The organism is Gilliamella sp. CG16, from assembly GCF_046635785.1.
GTDB classification, from domain to species: Bacteria; Pseudomonadota; Gammaproteobacteria; order Enterobacterales; family Orbaceae; genus Gilliamella; species Gilliamella apicola_I.
In genome coordinates this window covers 65,538-83,368 of the sequence record NZ_JBIDFL010000004.1, presented here as the reverse complement: position 1 = coordinate 83,368, position 17,831 = coordinate 65,538, and the positions used below count along the sequence as shown (strand labels likewise).

The window sequence follows — 17,831 nt, the reverse complement described above, 5'->3', positions numbered from 1 at the left end:
GTAACAGATAAATAGGCTATTTAAACAATCTTTTCTAGAGAATTCATACCTGTTTTTTTAATAGTATAGGTAAGAAAAAGTAAGATAGGGGGATGATATAATCAATAAAAAAGGGGGAAATATAATCCCCCATAGCTGTTATCAGTTTAAAATGTATTTTTCGGCGCAGATTCTATAATGTTGGCCATTTTTTCAAGGGTCAGCCTTAAAAGTTTAGGCATTGAATCAAGTTCAATGGAATCCATTAGATTTTTTACATACAGTCCTAATTCTGTATCACCTTCAACGATTAGTCGCCGTTGGAAGAATAGGGTGTCTGGATCTTGACGCCGAGTTGCTATCATAATCAGATCGTTTGCATTACCAATAAAACTTACATCAGCAATTTCCTCTCGACTCACTACGAGTTTATTATCAATTAAGCTAACAAACCAAGTAAGTTGAAGATCGGTAACTTCAATTTTTAACCAACGATTTTCTAAAAAATCGAGATCACCATCTTCTAAAGAATGTTTAAATTGTAGTTGTAATAGTTGTTCAATTGCCTGTTTTTTCAAATTAAACGGAATACAACGTAAAGTTAGCCCCAAAACATGAGGGGCTTTGTCAACAAACTGTGAATGAATATGGCCTAAAAACTGATGTTTGTTTGCTATCATTTATGAATCTCCAGATATCATTTTTTCATAAATATCGAGGTCAGTATTTAAATGTTCAAATGTTTCTTCACTCACTTCATTACGAACTTTCATTTGTAGTAAAGCTGTGCGTTCTGCACCAATTGCCACAAGACGCATACGTCTTTCAAGATTTTCAGCTTCCATTGCTTTTTGTTCTAAATCTTTTAATCCTGTTCGACGTCTTAAAGAACCGATAACACGTGAACCAACTTCATGTATTATTTCTTGATCTAAGCCCGCTTCAGACGTTTCTTGAAGTAAATTGTTTTGCATTTTTTCAAGACTTACAATAGCTTCTTCCGCCATTTGCCCCTTAACTGTCAAAATTTCATTATCTTGTTGAGAGTTATCCAAGATAACACTACCTCGTAATAAAATAGGTAAGACGATGACCGCGGTAATTAATGAAATTAAAATAATGCCAGCTGCGATAAAAACAAGTTGATAACGACCACCAATTGTCATTGGAATAGATAAAACACCCGCTAGGGTAATAGCTCCGCGAACACCCGCAAAAGTGGAAATCCAAAGATCGCGTGTAGTATAAGAACGGAATGCAAGTGGACGTTTTGTTCCAAATGGTAAAGTAGGCATATGTTTCATAGCCCATAACCAAGCAAATCGTGTTCCCATTAATACGATAAATACAAACACGACAATAAAGCATAATTGCCATACTTCAATAGAGGAGTCTGTTTGATTTTCAGCAAAAGTATTATTTAAAATACTTGGTAATTGAATACCTAATAAAATAAAGACAAATCCATTGAATACGAATGTTAACATCGACCATGTACTATCTGATTGTAAACGAGCGGTCAAAGGGGCGTTGCGCATCATACCAGAATGGTTAACGGTCATACCAGCACTCACAGCGGCTAAAATCCCTGAACAGTGACATTCTTCAGCAAGGATATAGGCAGCAAAAGGAAGTAAGAATAGTAAAACAATTTGGATGGCGGGATCATTGTGGGTTAATTTATTAATTAAACGTAAAATACGTGCATATAACCAAGTAAATAAAACACCAACAGCTAAGCCACCAAGAGCGACAACAAAGAAAGAAAGACTAATTTGTAATAAATTAAATTCAAGCAAGCCCGTTGCAATTGCAATAGCAAATTTTAATGATACCAGACCAGATGCATCATTCATTAAAGCTTCGCCTTCAATAATCTCCATTTTTTCTTTTTCTATACGCCCTTTACCGACTATTCCACCTAGTGCAACGGCATCGGTAGGTGATAGTACTGCAGCTAACGCGAGTGCGGCAGCTAATTCAACTTTTGGTAACATCCAATTTAGAAGGTAACCTAATGCAATTATAGAAATAACGACAAGAACGAGTGCTAATCCAACAATTTCTCTGGCATTATGTACAAAGTCTTTGACTGATGTTTTTCGTCCATCTGCAAAAAGCAATGGAGGTATAAACAATACCAGAAATAGTTCAGGGTCAAATTTTACATAAATACCAAAAGCTGCTAAAACACAACCCAGTAGTATTTGCATAAGTGGTAACGGAATTTGGAATGGTAGTAATTTTATTACCACACCTGAAAGTGATACAATTAGCACTATAAGTAATATTGTTGAAAAAAGTTCCATGGTTTTCTATTAGTTATCCTATAATCATCTCATTAGTTAGCTATTGATTATATCGGAAATTTAGTTTAATTTCAGTTGAAAATTTAAAAAAATTATTCATTTTTTAATCAAGCACTCTTTTTAATCAAAATTATAGTTATATGATAAAAGGCATTTTAAATGGAAAATTGGCAAAGGGCATTTGTCTTACATACTCGTACTTATAGTGAAACAAGTCTATTAGTCGATTTATTTGTTGAAAATGCAGGGAAAATAACGGTGTTAGCCAAAGGGGCTAGACGTAAAAAATCTTCATTGAAGGGCATTTTACAACCTTTTACCCCCATTATTGTTCAATATTCTGGTATGGGTGAAATAAAAACTTTACGACAAGTTGAAGGTATAGCGCTAACGTTGCCGCTTTTTTCTGTATCGTTATATAGTGCTTTTTATTTGAATGAGTTATTGCATCGAGTTTTAGTCCCCGAAGTTGGCGTACCTACACTTTTTGAACACTATCTTAAAAGCTTGCAACAATTAGCGCAGCTAGTTCCGGCTGAAAATGTGTTACGTTCATTTGAATTAGCATTATTAGAAAGTTTAGGCTATCACATTGATTTTTTTCATTGTAGTGCAACGGGGGATGAAATTATCGAATCGATGTATTATCAATATCAGTCAGAAAAGGGCTTTATCAGTAGTTTACTTGAAAATAGTACCAGCTTTACGGGTAAAGAAGTATTGGCATTAGGTTATCGTCAATTTTGTGATGAGGATACATTAAAAGCGGCTAAACGGTTTACTCGAATGGCATTAAAGCCTTATGTTGGTTCAAAACCATTCAAAAGTAGAGAGCTGTTTCTGAAAATTTAAGAATTATTCACAATAAAAAATGATTACCCTTCTTTTGATAATTCACAAACTAATTTATCAAGTTGATTGGCAAATTTTTCTCTATCCTTGTTTGAAAATGCAGAAGGTCCTTTAGATTGTATACCACTAGCCCGCATTGTTTCCATAAAGTCTCGCATCACAAGTCGCTCTTTTATGGTTTCTAATGTGAAAGGTTCACCTCGTGGTGTTAGCACAAAAGCCCCTTTATGAAGCACATCAGAGGCTAATGGAATATCAGACGTGATTACTAAATCATTTTTTTCAACTAATTCAACTATTTTATTATCAGCTTCATCAAAGCCATTTACTACCTGTAATCTTTTTATAAACGGAGACGTGGGAATAGTTAACCATTGGTTTGCAACTAAAGTTATAATTATTGATTTACGATTCGCTACCCGATATAGGATTTCTTTAATAGGGTTAGGGCAGGCATCAGCATCAATCCATATTTTCATCATTTTTCATAATCAAATTTTTCATTTATAGGCAGAAAATTATAAACTTTAATCACTCTACAAAGTAACTTATTTTTAATTGAGTTAATCAATTTTATTGTTCTCATAATGAGTTGATAAAACAGTGACAAGATAAAACATATGTTTATTTGAAAAATAGCACATAAATGGTATTATACACGGTCAATTTTTTATGTACGCATGTGCGCTTTCGTGTGGCGCACCACTGTTATAAGGATTTTATATGCCAATTATTACTCTTCCTGACGGAAGTCAACGTCAATTTGATAAGCCTGTTAGTGTTTTAGAAGTTGCTCAAAGTATCGGAGCAGGCCTTGCCAAAGCGTGTATTGCTGGGCGAGTTAATGGTGAACGTAAAGACGCTTGTGATTTGATCGAGCATGATTCTACTCTAGCGATTATCACATCAAAAGATGAAGATGGACTTGAAATAATTCGTCACTCATGTGCTCACTTGTTAGGTCATGCAATAAAACAACTTTGGCCAAATACGCAAATGGCAATCGGCCCCACAATTGATAATGGCTTCTATTATGACGTCGATCTAGATCACTCTTTAACTCAGGAAGATCTTGATGCATTAGAAAAACGTATGCATGAATTGGCCAAAAAAGATTATGAAGTAAAAAAAGAAGTAGTGAGTTGGGAACGAGCAAGAGAGGTTTTTTGGGAACGACGTGAACCTTATAAAATTGCAATCTTAGATGAAAATATTCCTAAAGATTCTACTCCAGCACTTTATCATCATGAAGAGTATATTGACATGTGCCGCGGTCCTCATGTTCCTAATATGCGTTTTTGCCACCATTTTAAATTACAAAAAGTTGCTGGCGCTTATTGGCGTGGTAACAGTGATAATAAAATGTTACAACGCATTTATGGCACAGCTTGGGCAGATAAAAAACAATTAGATAGTTATCTGCAATTTTTAGAAGAAGCAGCTAAACGGGATCATCGTAAAATCGGTAAACAGCTTGATCTTTACCATATGCAAGAAGAAGCGCCAGGAATGGTGTTTTGGCATAATGACGGTTGGATTATTTTCCGTGAGCTTGAAGTATTTGTTCGTACCAAATTAAAAGAATACGATTATCAAGAAGTGAAAGGCCCTTTTATGATGGATCGTGTTTTATGGGAAAAGACAGGACATTGGGGTAACTATAAAGAATTAATGTTTGTTACCTCTTCTGAAAATCGAGAATACTGTATTAAACCAATGAACTGTCCGGGACATGTTCAAATTTTTAATCAAGGTTTAAAATCTTATCGTGATTTACCATTACGTATGGCTGAATTTGGTAGTTGTCATCGTAATGAACCTTCTGGATCTTTACATGGTTTAATGCGTGTTCGTGGTTTTACCCAAGATGATGCCCATATCTTCTGTACAGAAAGTCAAATTCGTAGTGAAGTAAATAGCTGTATCAAAATGGTTTATGATACTTATAGTACTTTTGGCTTTACAGACATAACTGTAAAATTATCAACTCGTCCGGAAAAACGAATTGGTAAAGATGAAACATGGGATTTAGCAGAAAAAGACTTAGCTGAGTGTTTAACTGAAAATGGCATAGAATTTGAATATTTACCGGGTGAAGGTGCTTTCTACGGACCAAAAATCGAATTTACTTTACACGATTGTTTAGGTCGTGCATGGCAATGCGGAACAGTTCAGCTTGACTTTATGTTACCAGAGCGTTTAGATGCAACTTACGTGGGTGAAGATAATGAGCGTCATGTTCCTGTCATGATTCACCGCGCAATTTTAGGATCAATGGAACGTTTTATGGGAATTTTGACAGAAAACTGTGCGGGATTCTTCCCTACTTGGTTAGCACCATTGCAAGTTGCAGTTATCAATATTACCGATAATCAAGCTGAATATGCTAAACAATTGACCGAGAAACTGCAAAAAGTTGGAATTAGAGCAAAAGCAGACTTGAGAAATGAGAAAATTGGGTTTAAAATCCGCGAGCATACTCTAAAACGTGTTCCTTATATGTTTGTCTGTGGTGACAAAGAGATGGAATCAGGTAAAATATCAGTTCGAACGCGTCAAGGTAAAGATCTTGGTAGCTTTGAAGTGAAACATGTTATAGAATTGTTGCTTAACGAAATTCATAGTCGTTCATTAGAACAGATGAATTAAAGATAAATTAATTTGGAGGAATGAGATATTAAAGTCAGTAAACGAATTCAGTCAACACGTGCGCATAAAATCAATGATGAAATTACTGCTCGCGAGGTGAGATTAACCGGCGTCGATAGTGAACAGCTCGGTATTGTTAGCTTGGATGAAGCTTTAAAACAAGCTGAAGAAGCTGCTTTAGATTTAGTTGAAATAAGCCCTAATGCAGAACCACCTGTTTGTCGAATTATGGATTATGGCAAGTTCCTCTATGAAAAAAGTAAAGCAACAAAAGAACAGAAGAAGAAGCAAAAGGTTGTTCAGGTTAAGGAAATTAAATTCCGACCTGGTACAGACGAAGGCGACTATCAGGTAAAACTCCGCAGCCTGATACGCTTTCTTGAAGATGGCGATAAAGCTAAAGTCACGCTACGTTTCCGTGGACGTGAAATGGCTCACCAGCAGTTAGGGACTGAAATGCTTGATCGCATTAAAGAAGACTTAGCTGATTTGGCAACCATTGAATCTTATCCAACTAAGATTGAAGGTCGTCAAATGATCATGGTGCTTGCGCCGAAGAAGAAATAATGGTTCATCAAGCTAATTCTTAATTTTATTGAGAATTACACCATTTTTTCATTGTCATTAACAATGCGAAGTAGGAATTAGTAAAATGCCTAAAATTAAAACAGTAAAAGGCGCAGCAAAGCGCTTTAAAAAAACAGCTTCTGGTGGCTTTAAGCATAAGCAAGCTAACAAGAGTCATATCCTAACTAAAAAATCAACCAAACGTAAACGTCATTTACGTGGTTTGACAACTGTGTCAAAAGGTGATTTAGGTTTAGTTGTAGCGTGTGTTCCATACGCTTAATTTATTGGTTAATTATTTAGAGGATATTATTTATGGCTCGTGTTAAACGTGGTGTTATTGCTCGTGCACGTCACAAGAAAATTTTAAAACAAGCAAAAGGGTATTACGGAGCTCGTTCACGTGTATATCGTGTTGCTTTCCAAGCGGTAATCAAAGCTGGACAATATGCTTATCGTGACCGTCGTCAACGTAAACGTCAATTCCGTCAATTATGGATTGTACGTATCAATGCCGCAGCTCGTCAATGTGGTCTTTCTTATAGCCGTTTCATCAATGGATTAAAGAAAGCATCAATTGAAATCGATCGTAAGATTCTTGCTGATATTGCTGTATTCGACAAAAATGCATTTGCTGCATTAGTCGAAAAAGCAAAAGCTGCACTATAATTGCTTTATAAGAGCCGAGTTATCTCGGCTTTTATCGTTATGGATAGCAATAGTTATTTTAACAAAGTGAATTAATGATGATATTAATTATTTTTCGTTTCTTTTTTAGCTTTAATGACGATATGCATTCGTGAGGCAAATGAAAAACGAAAGATAATTATAAAAGCCTCAGAAAGAGGCTTTTTTTATGTAATGAACAATAAGCAGGAGAATTTTATGTCTCAATTAGTTGAACTGGTAAGCAATGCCAAATCCGCTATTGAAAGTGCTGATGACATTAATATGATCGAACAGATCCGAGTGGAATATTTTGGTAAAAAAGGCTATTTTACGTTACAAATGGCTTCATTACGTGATGTTCCTGCGGAAGAGCGACCAGCTGTAGGTCAAAAAATTAATGATGCTAAACAAGAAGTTGTCGAATTATTAAATCAAAAACGAAGTTTCTTAGAGCGTCAAGCTCTTGATACGAAGCTTGCCAATGAAACAATTGATATCACTTTACCAGGTAAGACACTTGAACTCGGTGGCCTACATCCTGTCACCAAAACGATTCATCGTTTAGTTGAGTTTTTTGGCGAACTCGGGTTTGTTGTTGAAACAGGTCCAGAAATTGAAGATGATTATCATAATTTTGATGCATTAAATATCCCTGCTCACCATCCTGCTAGAGCAGATCATGATACTTTTTGGTTTGATGCTAAACGTTTATTACGTACTCAAACTTCTACCGTACAGATTCGTACCATGGAAAATCAAAAACCACCAATTCGAATTATTGCACCGGGCAGAACTTATCGTAATGATTACGATCAAACTCATACACCAATGTTCCACCAAATGGAAGGGCTATTAGTTGATAAAAATATTAGTTTTACCCATTTGAAAGGGCTATTACATGATTTTCTTCACTGCTTTTTTGAAGATGATATGGAAATTCGTTTTAGACCCGCTTATTTTCCGTTTACCGAACCTTCTGCCGAAGTTGATATTAAAGCTAAAAATGGTAAATGGTTAGAAGTATTAGGGTGCGGAATGGTACATCCTAATGTCTTACGAAATGTAGGTATCGATCCAGACGTATATAGTGGTTTTGCCTTTGGTATGGGAATCGAAAGATTAACCATGTTACGTTACGGTGTCACTGATTTACGTTCTTTCTTTGAGAATGACTTACGTTTTTTAAAGCAATTTAATTAATTCTGGAGATCAAAACATGAAATTTAGTGAAAGTTGGCTACGTGAATGGATCAATCCAGAAATAAGTAGCGATACCTTAGCCGATCAATTAACCATGGCAGGCTTAGAAGTTGATGATGTTGAGGAAGTGGCCGGTAACTTTTCGGGAGTTGTAGTCGGGAAAGTTGTTGAATGTAAGCAACATCCAAATGCAGATAAGCTAAGAGTTACCAAAGTAGATATTGGAAAACCAGAATTACTCGATATTGTTTGTGGTGCTCCAAATTGTCGTCAAGGATTAACTGTTGCTTGTGCAACTGTTGGTGCAATTTTACCCGGTGATTTTAAAATTAAAGCCGCAAAATTGCGAGGTGAACCATCAGAAGGGATGCTCTGCTCTTATTCAGAACTTGGTATAACGGACGATCATAATGGCATAATTGAATTACCTGATGATGCTCCTTTAGGGCAAGATATTCGTGAATACCTGAATCTTAACGATGTTTCAATTGACATCAGTGTAACGCCAAATAGAGCTGATTGTTTTGGAATCATTGGTGTCGCTCGTGATATTTCAGCAGTGAATAATATTCCAATGAAATCACTCCAAGTTGAAAGCGTGCCTGCAACAATTTCAGATACATTATCAATTCAAATTGATGAGCCTAAAGCTGCGCCTCGTTATTTAGGGCGTGTTATCAAAAATATCAATGTAAACGCAATAACACCACTTTGGATGAAAGAAAAATTACGTCGTGGTGGAATACGGTCTATTGATGCGGTTGTCGATATAACAAATTTTGTTTTGTTAGAGCTTGGTCATCCAATGCATGCATTTGATCTTGCCGAAATAGAAAAGGGCATTATTGTGAGATATGCTCGAAAAAGTGAAAAAGTTGTTTTACTTAATGGCAATGAAACTGAATTGAATGATCAAACTTTAGTTATTGCGGATCATGATAAAATACTTGCCTTAGCCGGTATTATGGGCGGAGAAAAATCTGGTGTGACTCAATCGACGAAAGATATTTTTCTTGAATCGGCCTTCTTTGCACCATTAGCAATTACCGGGAAAGCTCGTGAATATGGTCTGCATACTGAAGCGTCTCATCGGTATGAAAGAGGAGTTGATCCAGCTTTACAAAGCATTGCGATGGAAAGAGCAACACAACTTATCCTCGATATTTGTGGCGGTGAGGTCGGACCGATTGTTGACAAAACCAGTTCAACTGAATTGCCAAAATCAGCTAACATACAACTACGCCGTAATAAAATTGATAGCATAATTGGTTATACAATTGATACACAAAAAATCACTGATATTTTAGAAAGACTTGGATGTAAAGTTAATTATAAAAATGAAATTTGGTCAGTTGAAGCACCAAGTTGGCGTTTTGATATACAGATAGAAGAAGATCTCGTTGAAGAAGTGGCGCGTATTTATGGATATAACAATATTCCAAACGCCAACTTAAACATTGAGTCTGTCATGCAGCCAAAACCAGAAGGTCAAATTTCATTAGCTAGAATAAAAGATTTATTAGTTGATAAAGGTTATCAAGAAGCTGTAACTTACAGTTTTGTTGATCCAAAAGTACAACAAATTTTGCATCCCAATTTAAACCAAATTCACTTACCTAATCCTATTTCAAGTGAAATGTCAGTTATGCGTTTATCATTATGGACTGGATTATTAGGCGCAGTGTTATATAATCAAAACCGACAACAATCAAGAATTAGATTGTTTGAAACTGGCTTACGCTTTATTCCAGACGATAAAAGTGAATTTGGTGTTCGTCAGGAACAAATGTTATCGGGTGTAATTACGGGTAATTTATATGAAGAACATTGGACATTACCTAAAAAAGCTGTTGATTTTTATGATCTAAAAGGGGATATTGAGTCAATATTTTCGATTCTAGGATGTGCTCAAGACGTACGCTATGAAAAATCTAATTTGTCTGCTTTACATCCTGGACAAAGTGCCGCTATTTTTGTAAATGATGAAATTATTGGTTATTTAGGTGTTTTGCATCCAGAAATTGAAAAAAAATTATCTTTAAATGGTAAAACGCTTGTTTTTGAAATAAATTTAGCTAAAATTAATAACAAAAAGGTACCGTCGGCTCAGGACGTATCAAAATATCCGTCAAATAAACGAGATATTGCTATTGTCGTTTCAAATACAATTCCAGCAGCAGATATTATTTCTGAGTGTAAAAAGGCTGGTGGTGAGCAACTTATCAAAGTTAATCTGTTTGATGTTTATCAAGGCGATAACATTAAGGATGATGAAAAAAGCCTTGCTATCAGTTTGATTTTACAAGACAAATCACGTACACTTGAAGAAGAAGATATAACAAACATTGTAAGCAGGTGTGTTACTGCTTTACAAATTCGTTTCAAAGCCCTATTAAGAGAATAATAATTATGACATTAACTAAAGCTGATATTGCAGATCGTCTTGCCGATAAATTTAATATTGATCGTCAAGAAGCTAAAGTCCTTGTTGAACTTTTTTTTGAAGAGATACGAGTGGCTTTAGAAAAAGGGGAACCTGTTAAATTATCTGGGTTTGGTAATTTCACTATTCGTGATAAAAATTCACGACCGGGTCGAAATCCAAAAACGGGTGAAAGTGTAGATATCTCTGCTCGTCGGGTTGTTACCTTTAGACCAGGAATTAAATTTAGAGATCGCGTAGAAAAAAACCTAACGCTTTAAAAGTTAGGTAAGTATTCGTGTGATAATTAAACGACCTTTTTTTGATTGATTAAAGAAAGGTCGTTCAATTTTTTTTATTAAAAAAATGTTTGTATTAATTAATTGATTCAAGCATAATACGACCTCCTCAATGGAGGCTCTATGGGTCCTCTTGCAACATTTCTTTGCTCATCAGGTCAGGTCCGGAAGGAAGCAGCCAAAGTAAAAAATATGTGTGTGGGATGTGGCTGATAGGGTCTCCTCCAAACTATCTGCAATGCTTTAATCTTTTCAAAAACAAAACTAACTAACTGATCATTCTATATAACAACATATAGCCATCCTATCTAATAGAAAGAAGTATTTTTGTTGAATTAATATAATAGGCGATTTTCTAGGCTTTTTTATTAAAAGCTAAAAACAATATGGAGTAGATTTATGATGCGAGTAGGGCTATTTATACTGACTAACTTAGCAGTAATGTTTGTCTTTGGTATTATCCTAAGTATATTGGGGGTAGATGCTCACAGTACTTTAGGATTATTGATTTTTGCAGGTATATTTGGCTTTGGTGGTTCATATATATCTCTTTTATTCTCTAAAACAATAGCATTAAAATCGGTTAAAGGAAAACTGATTAAACGTGCGGCCAATGCTCAAGAACAATGGTTATTAAATATTGTTAATCATCAGGCAGAACAGCTTGGTTTAAAAATGCCAGATGTGGCAATTTATGAAGCTAATGATATGAATGCATTTGCTACAGGAGCAAGTAAAAATAGTTCATTGGTTGCCGTTAGCTCAGGTTTATTAAGTACGATGTCACAGGATGAAGCAGAAGCTGTCATTGCACATGAAATGAGTCACATCGCTAATGGAGATATGGTTACAATGACTTTATTACAGGGTGTAATTAATACATTTGTTATTTTTATATCCAGACTATTAGCTTCATTGGCAACTCAAACCATGGATGAACGTAATCGAGGATCATCCCAAATGATTTATTATCTAATTGTTATGGTCTTTGAAACCATTTTTGGTATTTTGGCAAGTATTATTACTATGTGGTTTTCACGTCACCGTGAATTTCATGCTGATGCTGGTTCGGCAAAATTGGTAGGTGCAAATAAAATGATTGCAGCGTTAGAAAAGTTAAAAACAAGTTACGAACCTAAAGAAGATTCATCGATAATGGCATTTTGTATAAATGGTGCGAAAAAAATCAAAATTTCAGAACTATTTATGTCTCATCCGCCATTAGACAAACGTATAGCGGCTTTAAAAGCACGACATTATCTTAAATAGAAATCACAAATTAACATTTTATTAAATAAAAGTATTACCCTGTTATTATTGACAAGTCTTAGTGAATTCACTATAACGCTTGTCAATAAATTAAAACACTAAAATTTGAAGTATTTTTGAGAATAAACGATGTCACAGATGGATCAATATCAGAATAAAAACCAATTAGAATTACTAAGTCCTGCAAAAAATATTGAAATTGCGATGCAGGCAATTTTACATGGTGCAGATGCGGTATATATAGGCGGACCTAGTTTTGGCGCTCGTCATAATGCAGGAAATTCGGTTAGTGATATTGCAAAATTAGTTGAATTTGCACATCGTTATTACGCTAAAGTTTTTGTTACGTTAAATACGATTCTTCATGATAATGAATTAGAATCTGCAAGACAATTAATTTGGCAATTCTATCATGCTGGCGTTGATGCGTTAATCGTGCAAGATATGGGTATTTTAAATTTAGATATTCCACCCATCGATTTACATGCCAGTACTCAGATGGATATTCGAACACCAGAAAAGGCAAAGTTTTTATCCGATGTTGGTTTTTCGCAAATTGTCTTAGCACGTGAATTAAACTTAAATGAAATTACAACTATTTTTAATCAAATAGATGCAAAAATAGAGTTTTTTATTCATGGTGCGTTATGTGTCGCTTTTTCCGGGCAATGCTATATTTCACATGCGCAAACTGGACGTAGTGCTAATCGTGGAGATTGCTCACAAGCTTGCCGATTGCCTTTTACTTTAAAAGATGATCAAGGACGTGTTGTTGCTTACGAAAAGCATTTGTTATCGATGAAAGACAATTATCAATCAGATAATTTAGAATCGCTAATCCAAGCTGGTGTAAGATCGTTTAAGATAGAAGGGCGTTATAAAGATTTAACTTATGTAAAAAATATTACTGCACATTATCGACAAAAATTGGATAACATCCTTTCAAATTCATCGAATTTAACGGCTGCTTCTAGTGGCAAAACAGAATACTTTTTTACACCAGATCCAACACGAACATTTAACCGTGGTAATACAGACTATTTTGTTACTGGTCGAAAACCTGACATTGGTGCTTTTGAGTCGCCAAAATTTATTGGATTACAAATTGGTGAAATAACTAATGTAACCGCTCAGTATATTGATATTAAATCTGAAAAAATGTTAACTAATGGTGATGGTCTAAATGTCCTCATTAAACGAGAAGTGTTTGGATTTCGAGCAGATAAAGTCGATAAATTAGGTGCTAATCAATATCGGGTTTATCCTAATGAAATTCCTAAATCGCTTAATACCATCAAATTGCCTTTTATTGTTAATCGTAATTTAGATCATTTATGGCAACAAAACTTACTCAAAGATTCAAGCGATCGTCGTATTGGTGTTTCGTTTGTGTTGTCTAATATCGATAATGGAATTCAGTTGAAAGCCAAAAGTGAGGAGGGTATTTGTGTCGAATTAGATCTGATTGGTCAATTTGATCTGGCGAATCAAACAGATAAAGCGTTAAAGAATATTCAAGATAATCTATCTAAACTTGGGCAAACTATTTATTATTTGTCTGAGCTTATTATCGATTTATCGATAATTTATTTTATTCCCAGCAGTCAACTTAATCAATTAAGACGAGACATTATTGAAAAATTAACTTCAGCAAGGTTAGCAAGCTACCAAACCAATAAGCGTAAGCCTGAAACTAATCCAAAACCAATTTATCCCGATAATCAATTAACTTATTTAGCTAATGTCTATAATCATAAAGCCCGTGAGTTTTATAAACAACATGGTGTTCAATTAATAGAAAGCGCATATGAAGCACATGAAATTAAAGATGATGTTCCTTTGATGATAACAAAACACTGTTTGCGATTTGCGTTCAATTTATGTCCGAAACAAGCTAAAGGTATTCAAGGTGTCAAAACAAAAGTCACACCAATGAAATTAATACAAAATAATAATGAAGAGCTCATTTTGAAATTTAACTGTAAAGCATGTGAAATGCAAGTTTGGGGTAAAATTAAAAATCATGTTTTAAAAATGCCATTGTCAGGAAGCGAAATTATTTTCATATCTAAATAAAATGCTTTGGTTTTGGTTCATTCAAATTTCAATACATTTATTTCAAATAATTTTTGGTTACAAATAAACATTCAACTTTAGAAATTTTGGCAAAAAATATTAAATGCTAAAGTATGAATGTTGATGTTAATTAGGAATAGGTTATAACTCAGTAAGGCAATAAATAGTATTATCATCAGATAAAATAACAGAATTTATGGATTCCTAAACAATAAATATTATTTAACATAATATACATTATCCGCACCACGATAAACGTACGTGAATTTTCATCATTCAGCTAACCAATTTATGACGCTAATTTAAATATCTGTGGCATTTTGTACCAATCAGGAATTGGACAATCAGATACCGTCACCTGTCGAATTTCTCGAACTGAAATCGGGCTGAATTTTGCCAGATTGCAACGCTGTGCTATATCAATGCCGATTTTTCTCAAACGTGCTCTGTGTATTTGAACCTGTGATTTGTTAAAATCAAATGTTTGTCCATGCGCCCATTGAATCGCATACATTGCAGTAGTATTTGCTGAACGTGTGGTTTCTACTACGCCACACCTTATTAATTGTTCGCTGATAGTTTCAAAATCCATCGCATTAACCGCCAGTTTTAAAAATTCATCATGTAATTCATTTAATCGTTTATAGTTTGATAATCCCCAATAATGTGAAAACATATCTGTATAAATTTTGTTATGCGTTCTAGATAATAAATGTTACATTATTATTTAGGATTAGGATTAGGATTTTGATTAAATCGTTTTGAGGTTTGGTAATTTTGACAGTGATTTTACGATAACCGTTTCAATTATTTTTAAGAAAAAGGATTCCGGGTAATTGCATTTATAGTTAGATATAGATAATGAGTTAAACAAAAATATGACAATTAATAATGATATGGTTTTAGCTGTTCCAATAGCTATTTTATTGGTTATTTTGATATTATGTATGAGTTATGTTGATAGAACTTATCTAAATAACAAGATTGAAAAACTTTTTAAAAAAAGAAAATTTAGAATTATTTTGGCTGTTATCATGATATTTATTGTACTTGTCTTTTTTGATGGTAAACATAAAGGCTTATTTTTTATGATTTAACGGATTGTATTTAGCCAGTTGGGTATTCTATAATAAATTAATAATTATTATTAATAAGTGAATTTTAAAAAAATTAACTTAAATTCGTAATTATAAATCATTGAACTAGATTTAATTTTCTACTTATAAATCTTATATAACGCCCTATTCTTCATGAACATTAAGTAGCCATATGAATGAAAAAAAATTTAGGTTTTATTGTTTTTAATCAATTGGATAAGATTTGGATAATGTATATTATGTTAAATACAATCATTATTACGAACTTAAAATGATTTTAAGTTATATCTCCTTTTTGCTAAACCCTACTTTCAATTCAAAATTGATTAAAAGTTCTTTAACTATCAGATCAAACCGTAATTTAACCTTTTAGAGTGATAGTCAATATCATAATATAAAATCGATTATCTTTAGTATATAATTGCCAACACCTATTAATACTTTTCATTATTATGCTTATTTTAATGCTTGCCTTCTGTTAATTTAAACTAAATGAACGTTTTGTTGATTAATAATTTAAACTATATGAATTGGCCAATTGTTGTTTTATCATAAAAATATGTTACTCTTGGCTAGAACTGAACTTGGATTAATGATTAATTTATTATGCAAACTACCAATAAGAATATACGATCAAAAAGTTATTCAGTTCCTTGCGAATTATGCAGTATAGGCTCTTTATGTCTACCAATGTTATTAAATAATACTTTAAATAATGTTTTGGAACGTAAAAAGACTTATGCTAAAGATGAACTCATAGTATCCAAGAGCACTGATTTTACTCGGTTTTTTATTATTCATTCTGGTGCTGTAAAAACCTATGTTACAACATCAGACAATAAAGAACAGATTAATGGCTTTTATCTACCTGGTGATATTGTTGGACTGGATTCTATATCAACTAAAATATATAATAACAACATTAAAGCGCTTACTAATACTTTAGCTTGTGAATTGCGTTATGAAGAACTAATGTCTTTAGTTGAATCAAATGCTTGTGTCAGAAGCATGATATTTAGGTTATTAAGTAATGACATTTATAACTATCAAAAATTAATTTTATGTTATTCTCAGAAAAAGGCTGATGAACGCCTAGCCTATTTTATATATTCTCTTTATAGAAGATATGAAAATCGTGGTCACACATCACTAAACATAAAGTTATCTATGAGCCGTAGTGATATAGCAAATTATTTAGGTTTAACGATTGAAACCGTAAGCCGAATTTTGTCGAAACTACAAGAACAAGATATTTTACACGTTAAAGGCAGATATATTTTCATTAAAAATTTAAATGCGCTAATAAGTTTAGGTAACTGATTTTTTTATGTTAAAATAACAAATATTTAATATACGATTTAAAAATTGTAAGGTTTATAGAATATGACGAGTTTAAAGAAAACACTTATTGCTGCTATGGTTACATTTGTTCCTATGTATTCTTATGCGGCTCAGCAGTTAACTGAAGAACAAGCAAGCAACTTGCAGTCTTTCAAACAAATTTCTGTTCGAGGTGCATTTTATACTGATAGCGATTATGTGTTGGCTATGTCTAAAGCAGCAGACAAAGAAGGTGCTGCGTCTTTCTATATTACAACGACAAATATCAGCCCTTCTAATGATACTTTGCGTATTGTTTATGCTAAATTGTACAAAGCTAATGCACCTAAAGCCGAAGAGAAAACTGACAACTTTCGCCAATTTGGTGGAGTCTACGAATACCCTAAATCTAAAGCTATTCGCCTAGAACCTTATGATATTGTTCGAATTCGTGGTTATTTCCCAAGTGAATATGATATTAATCAATCAATTGCAAAAGAAGCTTTAAACAAAGGTGCTTATGCTTACTATATTGATAATCGTTCAGAATTAGGAAGTAATTTGCAGGTTGTTGCCTATTTATTTAAGAAAGATGCACCAGAACGTAAACTTCAACCTGAAAATGCAATCCCTTATGATTCCGAAGCAGGACAATTAGCTTTAGCCCAAGGTGGCGAAGCCGCAATGCAGGTTGAAAGGCCGGGGTATTATTCACCATCTGCATTTAATGAAAAGTTTTATGCTGATAAATTTAATAACAAAGTCAAAGTTATCGATACTGCTTCTTCTACTAATTCGACTACAACGACTATTACAACAGCACAAACTAATACTCCTACTTCAGAAAAACCTGAAGTTATGAGCGAACCACAGCGCGTAAATCGTTACACTGTCACTCTTTCGGATGGTCGTAAAATTCAAGAATTAAATGATGGAACAGCAGCTAAAATGGTTCCTTTCAATACAATAAAATTCCGTGGCTATTATGTCACAGATCAGGAAATTTCATATCAAGCAGGTAAAAGAGCGATAGAAGCTGGTGCCAAGTATTATCATATTGCTAGAATTGCACAAGATACAAATGGCCCTAATATTACCGTGTTTGTTGACTTATATCGTTAAT

16 protein-coding genes and 1 other RNA gene are annotated in these 17,831 nt (G+C 33.8%); 13 read left to right on the top strand and 4 right to left on the bottom strand.

From position 1 onward, the window contains the following. Window positions 1-146: 146 nt before the first annotated feature. Window positions 147-659 carry an SCP2 domain-containing protein gene (locus ACGH47_RS05885; RefSeq protein ID WP_267350973.1) on the bottom strand — a complete coding sequence of 171 codons (513 nt, stop codon included), beginning with the start codon at window positions 657-659 and terminating at the stop codon, window positions 147-149. Next, complete coding sequence (locus ACGH47_RS05880; protein WP_065557733.1) at window positions 660-2,288, bottom strand: Na+/H+ antiporter; 1,629 nt, start codon at window positions 2,286-2,288, stop codon at window positions 660-662. A 159-nt stretch (window positions 2,289-2,447) separates the two neighbouring features. Here ACGH47_RS05880 and recO point away from each other — a divergent pair, with 159 nt between their 5' ends. Next, a complete protein-coding gene (gene recO / locus ACGH47_RS05875; RefSeq protein WP_267359779.1) occupies window positions 2,448-3,140 on the top strand; it encodes a DNA repair protein RecO in 693 nt (230 codons plus the stop codon). A 23-nt stretch (window positions 3,141-3,163) separates the two neighbouring features. On the opposite strand, the gene ACGH47_RS05870 is transcribed toward recO, so the two are convergent. Continuing rightward, window positions 3,164-3,619 (bottom strand): YaiI/YqxD family protein, encoded by a 456-nt coding sequence (locus ACGH47_RS05870; protein WP_267359777.1) that lies wholly within the window; start codon window positions 3,617-3,619, stop codon window positions 3,164-3,166. 244 nt (window positions 3,620-3,863) lie between these two features. Here ACGH47_RS05870 and thrS point away from each other — a divergent pair, with 244 nt between their 5' ends. The 10 genes from thrS to ACGH47_RS05820 all read left to right on the top strand — a co-directional run bounded on the left by thrS (window position 3,864) and on the right by ACGH47_RS05820 (window position 14,291). Then, on the top strand, window positions 3,864-5,789 hold the full coding sequence (gene thrS, locus ACGH47_RS05865; RefSeq protein WP_267350967.1) for a threonine--tRNA ligase: 1,926 nt from the start codon (window positions 3,864-3,866) through the stop codon (window positions 5,787-5,789). Between the two features lie 27 nt (window positions 5,790-5,816). Next, window positions 5,817-6,356, top strand: a complete 540-nt coding sequence (infC, locus tag ACGH47_RS05860) for a translation initiation factor IF-3 (RefSeq protein ID WP_065557737.1) — start codon at window positions 5,817-5,819, stop codon at window positions 6,354-6,356. Window positions 6,357-6,441: 85 nt separating this feature from the next. Further along, window positions 6,442-6,639, top strand: a complete 198-nt coding sequence (rpmI, locus tag ACGH47_RS05855; protein ID WP_065557738.1) for a 50S ribosomal protein L35 — start codon at window positions 6,442-6,444, stop codon at window positions 6,637-6,639. Between the two features lie 32 nt (window positions 6,640-6,671). Beyond that, window positions 6,672-7,025 (top strand): 50S ribosomal protein L20, encoded by a 354-nt coding sequence (rplT, locus tag ACGH47_RS05850; RefSeq protein WP_024496189.1) that lies wholly within the window; start codon window positions 6,672-6,674, stop codon window positions 7,023-7,025. 216 nt (window positions 7,026-7,241) lie between these two features. Next, complete coding sequence (gene pheS / locus ACGH47_RS05845) at window positions 7,242-8,225, top strand: phenylalanine--tRNA ligase subunit alpha (protein WP_411622953.1); 984 nt, start codon at window positions 7,242-7,244, stop codon at window positions 8,223-8,225. A 16-nt stretch (window positions 8,226-8,241) separates the two neighbouring features. Next, window positions 8,242-10,629: a phenylalanine--tRNA ligase subunit beta gene (pheT, locus tag ACGH47_RS05840; RefSeq protein WP_267378733.1), complete on the top strand. Its 2,388-nt coding sequence runs from the start codon at window positions 8,242-8,244 to the stop codon at window positions 10,627-10,629. A 5-nt stretch (window positions 10,630-10,634) separates the two neighbouring features. Beyond that, the gene (locus tag ACGH47_RS05835; RefSeq protein WP_065557741.1) at window positions 10,635-10,928 is read left to right on the top strand and encodes an integration host factor subunit alpha; all 294 of its coding nucleotides are present in this window, start codon (window positions 10,635-10,637) and stop codon (window positions 10,926-10,928) included. Window positions 10,929-11,068: 140 nt separating this feature from the next. Then, window positions 11,069-11,164: signal recognition particle sRNA small type (gene ffs, locus ACGH47_RS05830), an RNA gene on the top strand. 181 nt (window positions 11,165-11,345) lie between these two features. Continuing rightward, window positions 11,346-12,215: a protease HtpX gene (gene htpX / locus ACGH47_RS05825; protein ID WP_411622952.1), complete on the top strand. Its 870-nt coding sequence runs from the start codon at window positions 11,346-11,348 to the stop codon at window positions 12,213-12,215. A gap of 138 nt (window positions 12,216-12,353) precedes the next feature. After that, the gene (locus ACGH47_RS05820) at window positions 12,354-14,291 is read left to right on the top strand and encodes a peptidase U32 family protein (RefSeq protein WP_411623037.1); all 1,938 of its coding nucleotides are present in this window, start codon (window positions 12,354-12,356) and stop codon (window positions 14,289-14,291) included. A 289-nt stretch (window positions 14,292-14,580) separates the two neighbouring features. On the opposite strand, the gene ACGH47_RS05815 is transcribed toward ACGH47_RS05820, so the two are convergent. Then, window positions 14,581-14,967, bottom strand: coding sequence for a phage/plasmid replication protein (locus ACGH47_RS05815; RefSeq protein WP_411622951.1), 387 nt, complete (start codon window positions 14,965-14,967; stop codon window positions 14,581-14,583). A 1,111-nt stretch (window positions 14,968-16,078) separates the two neighbouring features. Here ACGH47_RS05815 and ACGH47_RS05810 point away from each other — a divergent pair. Together ACGH47_RS05810 and ACGH47_RS05805 are read left to right on the top strand one after the other, a co-directional pair. After that, window positions 16,079-16,708: a helix-turn-helix domain-containing protein gene (locus ACGH47_RS05810; protein WP_218837296.1), complete on the top strand. Its 630-nt coding sequence runs from the start codon at window positions 16,079-16,081 to the stop codon at window positions 16,706-16,708. A gap of 63 nt (window positions 16,709-16,771) precedes the next feature. Beyond that, the gene (locus ACGH47_RS05805; RefSeq protein ID WP_411589832.1) at window positions 16,772-17,830 is read left to right on the top strand and encodes a YdgH/BhsA/McbA-like domain containing protein; all 1,059 of its coding nucleotides are present in this window, start codon (window positions 16,772-16,774) and stop codon (window positions 17,828-17,830) included. The last annotated feature ends 1 nt before the right edge of the window (window position 17,831 follow it).